The following is a 13,943-nucleotide window of genomic DNA, read 5'->3' on the forward strand; positions in this document are numbered from 1 at the left end:
TTAGTCCGGCCAAGCCGCCCGACGCGGGCATCGCTCATTCACCCTCCCGATCATCCGACGAAAAGACGCAGAGCCTGCCCGACCGGTAGACCGGAACATCCCTGCCCGCGACGCCGCAATCATCCACCACCATGCCGATAGCATTACTGCGCGCGTAAGCCATGCGTTCCGGCAGGCTTGCGGCGCCGAGACTGCTGACCATCCGCTGGTGCCAAGTGTGGTAGTAGCTGGGCAGCCAAAGCGCCGCTGCGCCATATTTACCCATGATCCAAACCTGGCGATGCGACATCGTGGGAAACACCTCGCTGCCGATCAGCAAGTCTCTCATGCGCGACGGCGCTTCCGGCAGGGGGCTGCGCTCGTAGAGCCGCATCACCGGCAAAAGGAAGACCGTATCAGGAGGCGTATTGGCTTTCGCCCATCCGGCCACGGCGAGCCAGTCCGCGCGCTTTGCGGCAGCGTCCGAAACGCGGCGATACTGCTTGACGATCTGCGCCACCGTTCCCGCGGTAGACAGCGTCAGCAGCAATGCCGCGACGATCGGGCTGGCGAGCCGCGCACCGGGTTGCCAGATCTTTCGCATGGCTAGCACAGGAAGCAGCATCGCAGCGCCCAAGGGGCTGACAACCACGGCACAAACCAGAATAGGCGCCCATACAAAGCGATCCGCCTCCTTCGCCGAGGTCATCCATCGCGTGATGACGGCTGCGAGCGCAAGTCCGGCCAGTATTTGCAGATACGTCGTCGAGCGCAGCAGATGAAGATTGAACAGCGTGGGCGACGCGGTGACCAGCGGTAGCAGCGCGCCGATCGCCCACGTTCCCAGCAACACACCGGTCAGCGCATATATCAGCCGCGTCCGCTCTCGCGGCAACTGCGATGCCGAGACGAAGGCGGTCGCGATAACGACCGCAAAGCCGACGTATTGCCTGAGCGCCAAGTGCATCGCCAGAAAGTGATCGGGCCAATGCTCGAGCAAATACACGCGGAAATCGTAATCGGGCCTTTTGCCCAATTCGGGGTTGTGCGAAAGATTGACCAACACCGGAAGCGCCAGCACGACACACGCGAGCAAGCCGGGCCAACTTCTGCGCACGAGGCGCCCAATGGATAGCGCTTGTTCTCGCCATTGCAACCAAACAATCGCCACCATGAGCGGCGCAAGCCAGACGGCCATGAAGATGTTGAGTGCGAATACGAGCCCTGCCACGGCCAGCGCCCAAGCATAACGGTGGCGCCACACGAGCGAGAGCGCAATCAGGCCCAAGCCGTTGCCGAGTTCCGAGTGGCTGAAAGAACTGATGGCGATTCCGCCTTCGCCAGCGAAAGATTCGCCGCGCAGCAAGCCGATGACCGCGCACAGCAGCATGAAAATCAGCGTCTGCGTTCGCCCCTTCAGCCCCAGAATGCCGATCCAGGAGCCGATGCCCGCGAAGAAAAGCAGTCGAGAAACAAACAGCCACGGAAGAAAGAACTTCAGCACATTGCTGTCGTCGGCGATGCCCACCTGAAGAAGCCAAAATCCGGAAGCGAAATAACGCAGCGACTGAATGAAGGCATCGTGCGCGAACTGCGGTTCGCGCCACAAGCCCTCGAGAATCGGCAAGTGGAAGATATTGTTACTGTCGATCGTGAAACCGGTGACTGCTATGGACAGCAGACTAAGTGCTGTCAACAAAGCCGCCCAACCGCGCCAACCGAGCGTCTCTTGCATGAATAGAGGCTCGGTACCGCTTTCTCTGCGGGTCGCATCGACTCGTTCGACCGGCGCGATCTTTCTCATTGCAGATAACGGCCGTCCTTGCGGACGTCGCCCAACTGCAAAACGGTGCCGACATTTTCTTTCGTCGCCGTATTGGAGTGCTGACACTTTTCCTGGCTGTCGAATGGAATCGTCATGGTTCGCGCCGTGTTGCACTTCTGGTAACGGAAGTTATCGCCTGGACAAAAAGAAATAACAAGGAGTCTGCCGTTCGGATTTGTGTGTCTGCGACTTCACTGTTATGGAGGAAGCGAGGCGACCGAATTGTCGACGCTGCCGTTTATCTGCGCGAAGTTTATTTAGCGGGATCGCCGTGTTCATAGACACAATGGCGCGGCGCGGCCAAGTCGGAATGCGCGAGAAGAAGGACTCGGGGCTCGCCGTCGCGGGAGCGTTGGCGCGGTCTGCGCATAAGAAAGAATGAGTCGCTCAGCACAGCGAACGAAGATACTGCGCCTGATGCGGTGCATCGTCGGTTCGCGCTTCCGCTGCGCAAGTGGCAGCTCGTCCGCGTCAGTTTTTAGCCCAGCCGCAAAAGACCGCGCCCTAGTCAGCCGACTCTAGAAACAAGAAAGCCCTCGCACGGAGGGCTTTCAGATACTTAACATCCAACGAACTTTGCGGCACTTACCAGCGCTATCCGGTCAGCGCCACGAACTCACGCGCCGAAATTCTTCGAAGCGAAGTCCCAGCTCACGATGTTCCAGAATGCCTCGATGAACTTAGGACGCGCATTGCGATAGTCGATGTAGTAAGCATGCTCCCACACGTCCAGCGTGACGAGCGGCTTGCTGTCGGTGGTCAGCGGCGTCGCGGCGTTGCTCGTCGAGACGATATCGAGCGAGCCGTCCGTCTTCTTCACAAGCCACGTCCAGCCCGAGCCGAACGTGCCCACGGCGACCTTCGCGAACTCTTCCTTGAACTTGTCGAAGGAGCCGTATTTCGCGTTGATTGCGTCGGCCAGCGCGCCGGTCGGAGCGCCGCCGCCGTTCGGCGATAGGCTATTCCAGAAGAACGTGTGATTCCACGTCTGAGCCGCGTTGTTGAACACGCCGCCCGACGACTTCTTCACGATTTCTTCGAGCTGCATGTTCTCGAATTCAGTGCCCTTGATCAGCTCGTTCAGCTTGGTCACATAGGTCTGGTGGTGCTTGCCATAGTGAAACTCGAGCGTTTCTTCCGACATGTGCGGTGCAAGCGCGTTCTTGTCGAACGGCAGCGGCGGGAGCGTATGTTCCATGATTGCGAGCTTCCTTTCTATGTGGATTGTGGGACTGTGAGGAGTGAAGCAGTGGAGCAATGGATTGTAGGCGAGTTGGGATAACCCCGCAAACCGCCCGCCTTTATGAGCAAGATCGCTTTCTTACCGTCAAAAGCGGCGTAAAAAGTGCTCGCGGCCGCGCTTCGCGCCACGTCGAAATTACGCCGTGGCGCGAGCGCGAAACGCGTCAGAAATCGTCGGACAGACGCGGCTGAACGTCGGCGAGAACGACATCCGCCGAGCCTTGCGCGAGGTGAACCGTGAGCGCGCGCTTGGGCTTCAGCGCGTTCGGCGCGCGCAGCGCTCGGCCCGTTTGCGTGTCGATGAGCGCGGCATAACCGCGTTCCAGCGTGCGCTGCGGACTCAGCACCTGCAAACGCGCCGCGAGCTCGGATACGCGCGCTTTCTCGCGCTCGCGACGACGCTCGTTCGCGCTTTTCATGCGCTGCGCAAGCCGCAGCAGGTGCTCGCTTTGCGCGGCGACATCCGGCCGCCTGCGCTCCCAGCGATAGCGCACGAGCGCGAAGTGCGCGCGCGCATCGCGCACGGGCCGCGCGCCGGCTGTTGCAAGACGGCTCGCGAGTTGCCGCAGATGCACGCGCTGCCGCGCGAGCCGCTCGGCGGGACTCACGAGCCTGCGCGCGAGCCAGTCGAGTTGCTGCGCGCGACGCTCCATCGTGCGTCCGAACGCGCGCGCGAGCGCCGCGTGGCGATGATCCAGCTCGCGCAGCAACAACACGCGCTGCGGACTCACGAGCTCTGCTGCGCCGGTCGGCGTGGGCGCGCGGACATCGGCGGCGAAATCGGCGATGGTGAAGTCCGTCTCGTGACCGACGCCGCTCACCACCGGCAGTTCGCTCGCGGCTATCGCCCGGACGAGCACTTCCTCGTTGAATGCCCACAAGTCTTCGATGGACCCACCGCCGCGGCACACGATCAGCACATCGACTTCGCGCCGCGCGTTGGCCGCTTCGACCATCGCCGCGAGTTTCGCGCCGGCGCCCGTGCCCTGCACCGGCCCCGGATACACGATCACCGGCACGTGCGGCGCGCGGCGCGCGAGCGTGGTCAGCACGTCGCGCAACGCGGCGGCCTGCAAAGACGTGACGATGCCGATGCCGCGCGGATGCGTCGGCAGCGCGCGCTTGCGCTCGGCGGCGAAGAGGCCTTCGCTCTCCAGTTGCGCCTTGAGGCGCAAAAACGCTTCGTACAGGCGCCCCTGCCCCGTGCGCCGCACCGCTTCGACGCTCAGTTGCAATTCGCCGCGCGGCTCGTACATGGTGACGAGCGCGCGCACTTCGATCTTGTCGCCTTCGCGCGGAACGAACTCGGCGTACTGCGCGCGGCTTCGGAACATCACGCAGCGCATCTGCGCGTTGGCGTCCTTGATCGAAAAGTACCAGTGGCCGCTCGCGGCGCGCGTGAAGTTCGACACTTCGCCCGATACCCAGACGAGCGGAAACGACCGCTCCAGCATCGTGCCGATCGCACGGTTGAGCACGGAAACGGGGATGACGGCGTCGCCACCTGGCGTCGGCAAGGAATCGGGAGTCATGGTTGAGATCGGATGAGAGGCGCGTCGCCCGGCGCGGTCCGCCTGGCAAGGCCCCGCAAGTGTAGCAAGTGTCCACACAGAAGAAGTTACCGATACGGCTCCCCGACGGCCGCCGGACGCCCATGAGTTCGTAGCAAGTCTTTGATTCGACGCGTTTTATTGCAGCAAGCCAGGCAATTTCCCGAAGCAACTCTTTCCTGAAGCGGATTTCGCCTTTTTGAACGCCAAGTTCTTCACAGAGTTATCCACAGTTTGCGTCGGTGCCGCGAACGGCCGCACCGACTGGCGAAGAGCGCGTTCGCGCGATAGAGTGCCGGGTCGTGCACCGGTCGCGCGGTTCCGAGGTTGATTGGGACCTTCGAGCGCGCACCGCCGGTCGAACCGTACAACGCATACCGAAACCGAAGGAGTTGCCGTTGCGCGCCCTGCCGTACCCGAGATCGTTCCCGCGTTACTGCGCATTGCAAGCCGTACGCGCGAAGGCGGTCCATGTCTGACTTCAAGCCGCCGATCGAAAACTTCTTCGCCCGCGAATGGCGTCGGCGCGGCGGCGTCGCGTGGGCGCTGACGCCGTTTGCGTGCGTGTTCGGCGCGATCGCCGCGACCCGCCGCGCGTTCTTCGACGTGGGCTGGATGAAGCGCGTCGATGTCGGCGTGCCGGTGGTCGTCGTCGGCAACGTGACCGTCGGCGGCACGGGCAAGACGCCGACCGTCATCGCGCTCGTCGAGGCGCTGCGGGCGGCGGGCTTCCAGCCGGGCGTCGTCTCCCGCGGATACGGCGCGAAGGTCGCCGAGCCGACGAGCGTCACGCCCGCGAGCCTCGCGAACCAAGTCGGCGACGAGCCGCTTCTGATCGCGCGCCGCACGCATGCGCCGGTGTTCGTCTGTCCGGACCGCGTCGCCGCCGCGCGCGCTTTGCTGATCGCGCATCCGAATGTCGACGTGATCGTGAGCGACGACGGGCTGCAGCACTATCGCCTCGCGCGCGTGTTCGAACTCGTCGTGTTCGACGACCGCCTTGGCGGCAACGGCTTCCTGCTGCCTGCGGGTCCTTTGCGCGAGCCGATGTCGCGTCATCGCGATGCCACGCTCATCAACAGTCCCTACGACCGCACGCTGCCGCCGTGGCCGAACACGTTCGCGCTCGATCTCGAACCCGGCGACGCCTGGCTGCTCGACGATCCCTCGGTGCGCCGGCCGCTCGCGCAGTTCGCCGGCGAGAAAGTGGTCGCGGCGGCGGGCATCGGCTCGCCCGAGCGCTTTTTCGCGACGCTGCGCGCGGCGGGCATCGCGCCGACGACTCGCGCCTTCCCCGATCACTACGCGTATCGCGAGAATCCGTTCGCCTCGGTGGAAGCGGACGCGATCCTGATCACGGAAAAGGATGCAGTAAAATTCGGAGCCTGGCGCGACGCGCGCATCTGGGTCGTTCCCGTGCAAGCCGTGCTCAGCCCTCGCCTCATCGCTCTCGTTGTGGAGAAACTCCGTGGACGCACGTCTGCTTGAAATCCTCGTATGCCCTATCTGCAAGGGCCCGCTCAACTACGACCGCGCGGCACAGGAGCTCGTCTGCAACGCGGACAAACTCGCGTACCCGATTCGCGACGGCATTCCGGTGATGCTCGTGGACGAAGCGCGCCAGACGGTCGAAGGCACGCCCGTTACGCCGCTGAAGCCCGTCGGCGACCTCTGAAGTCATCGACATGTCCGTGCCGTTCATCGCCGTCATTCCCGCGCGTCTCGCGTCCACGCGGCTGCCGAACAAGCCGCTCGCCGATCTCGGCGGCAAACCGATGGTCGTGCGCGTCGCCGAACGGGCGCGCGAGTCGGGCGCGAGTCACGTGCTCGTCGCGACGGACTCGCACCTCGTCGTCGAAGCAGCCCGCGATCACGGCATCGAAGTGATGCTCACGCGCAGCGATCACCCAACCGGCACCGACCGCCTCGCGGAAGTCGCCACGCGCCTGAACTGGAGCGACGAGACGATCGTCGTGAACGTGCAGGGCGACGAACCGCTGATCGACCCGCAACTCGTGCGCGATGTCGCCACGCATCTTTCCGCGCACGGCGAATGCGCGATCGCGACGGCCGCGCATCCGATCCACGATCCCGGCGACGTCTTCAATCCGAACGTGGTGAAGGTCGCGCTGGACGCGAAAAGCGTCGCGCTGTACTTCTCCCGCGCGCCGATTCCGTGGTCGCGCGATGCGTGGCAGCCGCACTGGCCCGACGTCGCCGCGCTGTCCGCGCTGCCCGCCGTGCCGGACAACGTGCTGCGGCATACCGGGCTCTACGCCTACCGCGCGAAGTTTCTGCGCGACTTCCCGACGCTTGCTCAAGCGCCTATCGAAGCGGCCGAAGCCCTCGAACAACTGCGCGCGTTGTGGCACGGCGAGCGTATCGCGGTGCTTGTCACGCAAGACGCGCCGCCGCCCGGCGTCGATACGCCCGCGGACCTCGCGCGCGTGCAGGCGCTCTTTCCACGCGTGAACTGAACGCATCGCGCAACCGGTGTATACCCCGCCAAACGCCCGCGCGACGGGCGTCTTAGCGGTTTCCATAATCGCTATCAGGGCCGCGATCGTAATGAGGCGTGGCATAATCAAGCGATTGCGCGAGCCTTCCGGTCAGCGCCACGCTCAACGTTGCGCCGCTGTCCGCGGGTGCCGCGCTGCCTGTCGAATCGGCCGCGCCGCCTGTCGTCGACGCCGCCCGAGCGTCGCCGCCGGATGTCACGAACCTCGCGCCAGCGGTTTCTAGACGATTCGGAGATATCACCATGCGGTTGATCCTGTTGGGCGCACCCGGCGCGGGCAAGGGCACCCAGGCAAACTTCATCAAGGAGAAATTCGGCATTCCGCAGATTTCCACCGGCGACATGCTGCGCGCCGCCGTCAAGGCGGGCTCGCCGCTCGGCGTCGAGGCGAAACGCTACATGGACGCGGGCGAACTCGTGCCGGACCTGCTCATCATCAATCTGGTGAAGGAGCGGCTGCTGGAGAGCGACTGCGCCAACGGTTATCTGTTCGACGGCTTCCCGCGCACCATTCCGCAGGCTGAAGCCATGAAGAGCGCGGGCGTCGTGATCGACTACGTGCTCGAAATCGATGTGCCCTTCAACGAGATCATCACCCGCATGAGCGGGCGTCGCGTGCATGCGCCGTCGGGGCGCACGTATCACGTTACGTTCAATCCGCCGAAGAACGACATGGTGGACGACGTGACCGGCGAGCCGCTGATCCAGCGCGAGGACGACAAGGAAGAGACCGTGCGCAAGCGTCTCGACGTGTACGACGCGCAGACGAAGCCGCTCATCGCGTATTACAACGACTGGGCGAAGTCGGGCGCCACCGAAGACGGCCTGAAGGCGCCGCAATACCGGCGCATCTCGGGTTCCGGCAGTGTCGATGAAATCCGCGATCGCGTGTTCGCTGCGCTGAAGTAAGCAGCCGAGCACCCAAGAAACCCGCTCCGAACGAGCGGGTTTTTTTATGCGTGCTCGCGGCAACGCGTTGGCTACAATCGACGCGTCGCCCGCGAGGGCCACACTACAAGGAGAAGACACATGGAGATGAAAGACAACGTCGTGTTGATCACGGGCGGCGCCTCGGGCCTCGGCGCGGCGACCGCGCGCATCGTCGCGGGCAATGGCGGCAAGCCCGTGATCGCCGACATGAACGAAGCCGCGGGCGAAGCGCTTGCGCGCGATTTGTCCGGTGTGTTCGTGAAGTGCGACGTGAGCCGCGAAGACGACGGGCAACGCGCCGTCGACGCCGCGACGAAGCTCGGCACGCTGCGCGGCCTCGTGAACTGCGCGGGCATCGCGCCGGCATCGAAGACGGTTGGGGGCGACGGCCCGCACCCGCTCGATCTCTTCAGCAAGGTCGTCGCGGTGAATCTGATCGGCACATTCAACATGGTCCGGCTCGCGGCCAACGCGATGTCGAAGAACGAGCCGAACGGCGCGGGCGAACGCGGCGTGATCGTAAATACGGCGTCGGTGGCGGCATTCGACGGGCAGATCGGGCAGGCGGCGTACGCGGCGTCGAAAAGCGGCGTCGCGGGCATGACGCTGCCGATCGCACGCGATCTCGCGCGCAGCGGCATCCGCGTGATGACGATCGCGCCGGGCATCTTCGAAACGCCGATGCTGCTCGGCATGCCGCCCGACGTGCAGACGGCGCTCGGCGCGATGGTGCCGTTCCCTTCCCGCTTCGGCAAGCCGGACGAGTTCGCGATGCTGGTCAAGCAGATTTTCGACAACCCGATGCTCAACGGCGAAGTGATCCGCCTCGACGGCGCGATCCGCATGCAGCCGAAATAAGCGCGCCGCTTGAATCTCGGCTCAGTCGCCGTTTTCCTGCGTGCGTAGCCGCAGATCGTGCAGCTCGGACTCGACGACGGTGGCGTCGTCCGCGTCCGGGCGGTCTTCCAGATAGCGCTGAAGGTCTTCGAGCGCGGGGCGCAAATAGTCGAGCCGCGCGTACGCAAAGCCGCGGTCGCGCACTTCCTCGATACTGTCCGGCAACGCGATCACCAACCGCTGCTGCACGGCAAGCAAACGCTGCCAACGCTCCGTCTGAAGATAGATGCTCTTGAGGTTGCGCAGCATTCTCGCGACGATTTCGCGGCGCGTCGCGGGCTGCAACAGCACGCGCAACGCGCTGCCGATCGATTCACCGACGCGCTGCACATACGGCTCCAACATCTCGACCATCTGCGCTTCGGAGAGCGATTGGCCGGTGGTCGGATCGAGCATGAGATCGCTGCCGGGCGTGGCGACGCGCAACAGGAAATGCCCCGGAAACGACACGCCCTGCACCGGCAAGCCAAGCTGCTCGGCCATTTCCAGATAGATGACGGCAAGCGAAATCGGAATGCCGCGCCGACGGCGCAGCACGGCGTTCAGATAACTGTTGTCCGGATCGTAGTAATCGTTCAGGTTGCTGGAGAAGCCCAGCTCGCGGAAGAAATAGCGATTGAGCGCCTCGACGCGTTGTTTGACGTCCGCGTCCTCCGGCATGCGGCGACGCGCGCGCACCACCAGTTCGTCCAGTTCCGCGAGCACCGCTTGCATGTCGACGTCCGGATAGGCGTCCTGCGCGAGCGACAGCGCGGCCTCCGTGAGCGGCAGGCTCTCGTCGTCGGCCATCAGGGCCGAGAAATAGTCGAGGATACGCGTCGTCGTCATCAATGCGCTCGTCTCTTGAAGTAAGCGTATTTGAAGCCCATTGCGGAAAGCATACCGAAATACAGTCCCGCGAACACAACCAGGCTAGCTCCGAGCAGCATGATTCGTGCGAAGGGTGTCGCGCGCATGGCAATCCAGTCGAAATTGGCCGACACCCAGTGCATCGCGCCGGCGAGCACGAGGCACGCGCCGATCAGCTGCACGAAAAAGCGCGTCCAGCCCGGCGACGGCCGATAAATCCCGCGGCGGCGCAGTCCGATGAAAAGCAGCAGCGCGTTGGCGAGCGCGCCGAGGCCGATGGACAGCGTCAGCCCCGCGTGCGAGAAAATCGGCACGAAGATGTAATTGCTCACCTGCGTCATGATGAGCACGCCGACGGCGATCTTCACCGGCGTCTTGATGTCCTGCTTCGCGTAGAAACCGGGCGCGAGAATCTTGATCAGGATCAGCCCGACGAGCCCGATGCCGTACGCCGACAGCGCGCGGCCGACCATCACGACCGAATGACCGTCGAACTTGCCGTAGTGAAAAAGCGTCGCGGTGAGCGGCTCGGCGAAGAAGAAGAGCGCGACGGCGCTGGGCGCCGCGAGCAGGAACGTGATGCGCAAGCCCCAGTCGAGGAGCGCGGAATATTCGTCGGCGTTGGCGTCGACGTGCGCTTTCGACAAGCTCGGCAGCAAGATCGTGCCGAGCGCCGCGCCGAGCAGCGCGGTCGGGAATTCCATCAGCCGGTCGGCGTAGTTGATCCACGACACCGCGCCCTGCCCGATGTTCGACGCGATATTCGTGTTGATGATGAGGCTCAGTTGCCCGACCGACACCGCGAACGTCGCGGGCACCATCTTGGCAAGCACGCGCTTGACGCCGGGATGCGCGAGCGCGCGCCGGAAGTTCAGGCCGACAGCCGGCATCATGTCGATCTTCTTCAAGCCGGGCAGTTGCACGAGGAATTGCAGCAGGCCGCCCGCGATCACCGCGTAGGCGAGCGCGTACACCGGCACTTTCATGTGCGGCGCGACGAACACCGCCGCGAAGATGAACGCCACGTTAAGCAGCACCGGCGCGAACGCGGGCAGCGAGAACTGCTTGTACGTGTTAAGGACGCCCGAGGCGAGCGTCGTCATCGAAATGAAGATGATGTACGGAAACATGATCCGCGTCATCTCCACGGCAAGGCCGTACGCCGCGCCGTCGTGCCTGAGCCCCGACGCGACCGCGAACACGACCCAGCCCGCGCCCGCCATGCCAACGAGCGACAACACGACGAGGCCCCAGGTCAGCACGGTCGACATGGCATCGACGAGCGCCTTGGTCGGATCATGCCCCTTGCTGTTCTTGAACTCGGCGAGGATCGGCACGAACGCCTGGGCGAACGCGCCTTCCGCGGACAGGCGCCGCAGCAGGTTCGGGATGCGGAACGCGACGTAAAAGGCGTCGGTGTAGAGACTGGCGCCGAAGGCTCGGGCGATCAGCGTTTCGCGGATCAGGCCGGTCACGCGCGACAGCAGCGTGAAGCCGCTGACCGTCAGGAGGGCTCGGAATAGATTCATGGGGCGCTTATTATACGGGCCGAGGGTGACGCGCTCCGGTCACGCTGGCGCGCAACGCCGCGAGAATGACGGATTGCACCAAATTCGTGGCGGCGCGGGCACGGCCTGCCGCCCGCACTGTCGCGCTTGTCATATCTCGTCTTCGCTTGCTATAATCGCGGGTTTCGACGGCCGGTTCTGGCGAAATTGCGCCCGAAACGGGAATCCGGCGGAAGTCTGACTTGAAGCGCCGGCGTGCTTTTCGCGACTTCCGGCTCTGTCGGCAGTGTTCCAAAGGCGTCCAGCGTGGGCGTCTCAGGTTTCCGGGCGAATGGCGAATGGCGAATGGCGAATAGCTTAAGCGCTCAATCGCTTCCCGGAATTTCAGATCAAAGGCAGCGCGCGTCGATCACCGCTTCCGGCCCGCCGGGTCAGAAGGTGAAGCCCGCTCCGACAAGTAACAGCAGAAACAGGATAAGGAACCGTCATGGCAAATACCGCTCAAGCTCGCAAGCGCGCCCGTCAGGCCGCCAAAGCCAACTCGCACAACTCGGCGCTGCGCTCGAAGTTCCGCACGGCCATCAAGGCAGTTCGCAAGGCAATCGAAGCCGGCGATCAGGCCAAGGCCGCCGAAGTGTTCAAGTCGTCGGTCAAGACGATGGACATCATCGCGGACAAGAAGATCATCCACAAGAACAAGGCCGCTCGTCACAAGAGCCGCCTGGCTGCAGCCATCAAGGGTCTGCAGGCTCCCGCAGCCCAGTAATTCCGGCTCGTTTTCGGCGGGCGCTCGCGGTTTTAAGAATCGCGCGCTCGTCGGAACGGCTTCCTGTTTCCGCTGCGCTGTAACGAAAAAGCCCGCTTGCGCGGGCTTTTTTGCGTCCTGCTGCCGACGTGCGGCTTTAGATCTAGCGACGCTGCTGCGTCTGCGTGCCGTGATGCGGCGGCAATTCGCACGCCTCGGTCACCACCAGGTCGTTGTCCTTCGCGAAATTCAGTACGAAGTCGAAGGCCATCGGCTCGATGTCGCGCAGACGCGAATCGACGATCACGACCTTGATATCGCCGATCATGGTCGGGCGCACATAGATGGAATATTGCAGGCGCGCGTTCGGCCCTTTCGCTTTCGGCCCGAAGCCCGACATGACACCGCACAGGCGCTCCGACCAGTCGCTCGGCCGAAACTTCCTCCCGCTCTTGGTGATGCCTTGTATGAAGTACTCGGTAGGGGATGATTCAGCCATGTAGCAATACCTTTTGTCGGCCGGTGGCGGCACCGGCGAATGCACACGCTTGACGCGGCGACCGCGCCGGCCGGCACGAGCGCCGGGCGGCGCTTGGCCAACGGTCCGAAGAGGACCGTCCGCGCCCGCGACTGGATGGCGGACTCGGCAGCACGAAGAGATCGCAAGCGCAAAGGAACGCCGAGCGGACTCTTGCGAGCCAACGCCGACCATGCGCGTGAAACGGTGCTGAGCGTTACTGAGTGTTGCAGAGTTGTTGAAGCAAGCGGCGCCAATTATACCGCAGCGCCCCTTTTTCCGCAGCGCACACAGGCTCGCACGCCTGTCTATCGGCCTTTCCGCCGCCTCGTCAAACCTCGCAAAATCCTTTATGCTCGAACGCCAACCCACTCCCGATGGCGGCGCCGTCCGGTCGAGCGACGTCTTCCGGTAGTCGCGCACCCGGTTCGAAGCCGCTGCTTGCGTTTCATGACCGCCAAGAAAATTCGCCACTATCTTCAGTTCAAGGATTTTTCGCTCGACGATTACGAGTACGTGCTGGAACGCGCCCGCATTCTGAAGCGCAAGTTCAAGAACTACGAGACGTATCACCCGCTGCACGACCGCACGCTCGCGATGATCTTCGAGAAGAACTCGACGCGCACGCGCCTTTCGTTCGAGGCGGGCATCTTCCAGTTGGGCGGTCACGCGGTGTTCATGAGCACGCGCGACACGCAACTCGGGCGCGGGGAGCCGATCGAGGATGCGGCGCAGGTCATTTCGCGCATGGTGGACATCATCATGATCCGCACGTTCGGGCAGGACATCATCCAGCGATTCGCGGAGAACTCGCGCGTGCCGGTCATCAACGGGCTGACCAACGAATACCATCCGTGCCAGGTGCTCGCGGACATCTTCACGTATTACGAGCATCGCGGGCCGATTCACGGCAAGACCGTCGCGTGGGTCGGCGACGCCAACAACATGCTGTACACGTGGATCGAAGCCGCGCAGATTCTCGGCTTCAAGCTGCGTCTGTCCACGCCGGAAGGCTACAAGCTCGACCGCACACTGGTGGCGGCCGAGAGCGCGCCGTTCTACGAAGAATTCGCCGATCCGAACGAAGCCTGCGCGGGCGCGGACCTCGTCACCACGGACGTGTGGACGAGCATGGGTTTCGAGGCGGAGAACGAGGCGCGCAAGAAGGCGTTCGCGGACTATTGCGTCGATGCCGACATGATGGCGCGCGCCAACGCGGATGCGCTCTTCATGCATTGCCTGCCGGCGCATCGCGGCGAGGAAGTGAGCGCGGAAGTGATCGACGGGCCGCAGAGCGTCGTTTGGGACGAGGCGGAAAACCGCCTGCACGTGCAGAAGGCGCTGATGGAATATCTGCTGCTCGGCAAGCTGAACCACTGACGG

13 protein-coding genes are annotated in these 13,943 nt (G+C 63.7%); 7 read left to right on the forward strand and 6 right to left on the reverse strand.

Annotated elements, in window-relative coordinates; genetic code table 11:
* Positions 1 to 34 precede the first annotated feature (34 nt).
* From JYK05_RS10315 to xseA, 3 genes are all read right to left on the reverse strand, one after another.
* Entirely contained in the window at positions 35 to 1,783 is a 1,749-nt protein-coding gene (locus JYK05_RS10315; protein WP_206466858.1) for a DUF6798 domain-containing protein, read from the reverse strand.
* A gap of 637 nt (positions 1,784 to 2,420) precedes the next feature.
* Positions 2,421 to 3,002, reverse strand: coding sequence for a superoxide dismutase (locus JYK05_RS10320; RefSeq protein ID WP_206466860.1), 582 nt, complete (start codon positions 3,000 to 3,002; stop codon positions 2,421 to 2,423).
* Positions 3,003 to 3,210: 208 nt separating this feature from the next.
* A complete protein-coding gene (xseA, locus tag JYK05_RS10325) occupies positions 3,211 to 4,578 on the reverse strand; it encodes an exodeoxyribonuclease VII large subunit (RefSeq protein ID WP_206466861.1) in 1,368 nt (455 codons plus the stop codon).
* Between the two features lie 489 nt (positions 4,579 to 5,067).
* Between xseA and lpxK the strand changes: the two genes are divergently transcribed.
* The 5 genes from lpxK (at position 5,068) to JYK05_RS10350 (ending at position 8,902) form a co-directional block, all read left to right on the forward strand.
* On the forward strand, positions 5,068 to 6,084 hold the full coding sequence (gene lpxK, locus JYK05_RS10330) for a tetraacyldisaccharide 4'-kinase (protein WP_206466863.1): 1,017 nt from the start codon (positions 5,068 to 5,070) through the stop codon (positions 6,082 to 6,084).
* Positions 6,065 to 6,271: a Trm112 family protein gene (locus JYK05_RS10335; protein WP_206466865.1), complete on the forward strand. Its 207-nt coding sequence runs from the start codon at positions 6,065 to 6,067 to the stop codon at positions 6,269 to 6,271. Before lpxK ends, JYK05_RS10335 begins: the two co-directional genes overlap by 20 nt.
* A gap of 10 nt (positions 6,272 to 6,281) precedes the next feature.
* Positions 6,282 to 7,073 (forward strand): 3-deoxy-manno-octulosonate cytidylyltransferase, encoded by a 792-nt coding sequence (gene kdsB, locus JYK05_RS10340; protein WP_206466867.1) that lies wholly within the window; start codon positions 6,282 to 6,284, stop codon positions 7,071 to 7,073.
* 284 nt (positions 7,074 to 7,357) lie between these two features.
* A complete protein-coding gene (gene adk, locus JYK05_RS10345) occupies positions 7,358 to 8,023 on the forward strand; it encodes an adenylate kinase (RefSeq protein ID WP_206466869.1) in 666 nt (221 codons plus the stop codon).
* Between the two features lie 120 nt (positions 8,024 to 8,143).
* Positions 8,144 to 8,902, forward strand: a complete 759-nt coding sequence (locus JYK05_RS10350) for a 3-hydroxyacyl-CoA dehydrogenase (RefSeq protein WP_206466871.1) — start codon at positions 8,144 to 8,146, stop codon at positions 8,900 to 8,902.
* Positions 8,903 to 8,923: 21 nt separating this feature from the next.
* Here JYK05_RS10350 and JYK05_RS10355 read toward each other — a convergent pair whose 3' ends face one another.
* Positions 8,924 to 9,769 (reverse strand): SirB1 family protein, encoded by an 846-nt coding sequence (locus tag JYK05_RS10355; RefSeq protein WP_206466872.1) that lies wholly within the window; start codon positions 9,767 to 9,769, stop codon positions 8,924 to 8,926.
* On the reverse strand, positions 9,769 to 11,319 hold the full coding sequence (gene murJ / locus JYK05_RS10360; RefSeq protein ID WP_175944859.1) for a murein biosynthesis integral membrane protein MurJ: 1,551 nt from the start codon (positions 11,317 to 11,319) through the stop codon (positions 9,769 to 9,771). The genes JYK05_RS10355 and murJ overlap by 1 nt, the downstream gene beginning before the upstream one ends.
* A gap of 466 nt (positions 11,320 to 11,785) precedes the next feature.
* On the opposite strand from murJ, the gene rpsT reads away from it, so the two are divergent.
* Positions 11,786 to 12,064 (forward strand): 30S ribosomal protein S20, encoded by a 279-nt coding sequence (gene rpsT / locus JYK05_RS10365; RefSeq protein ID WP_159836876.1) that lies wholly within the window; start codon positions 11,786 to 11,788, stop codon positions 12,062 to 12,064.
* A gap of 142 nt (positions 12,065 to 12,206) precedes the next feature.
* Here the strand turns inward: rpsT and JYK05_RS10370 are convergent, their stop codons facing one another.
* On the reverse strand, positions 12,207 to 12,542 hold the full coding sequence (locus JYK05_RS10370) for a DUF3579 domain-containing protein (RefSeq protein ID WP_175944861.1): 336 nt from the start codon (positions 12,540 to 12,542) through the stop codon (positions 12,207 to 12,209).
* Positions 12,543 to 13,010: 468 nt separating this feature from the next.
* Between JYK05_RS10370 and argF the strand changes: the two genes are divergently transcribed.
* Positions 13,011 to 13,940 (forward strand): ornithine carbamoyltransferase, encoded by a 930-nt coding sequence (gene argF / locus JYK05_RS10375; protein ID WP_175944863.1) that lies wholly within the window; start codon positions 13,011 to 13,013, stop codon positions 13,938 to 13,940.
* Positions 13,941 to 13,943 lie beyond the last annotated feature (3 nt).

The sequence above is a fragment of the Caballeronia sp. M1242 genome, assembly GCF_017220215.1.
In the GTDB taxonomy this organism is placed as follows: domain Bacteria; phylum Pseudomonadota; class Gammaproteobacteria; order Burkholderiales; family Burkholderiaceae; genus Caballeronia.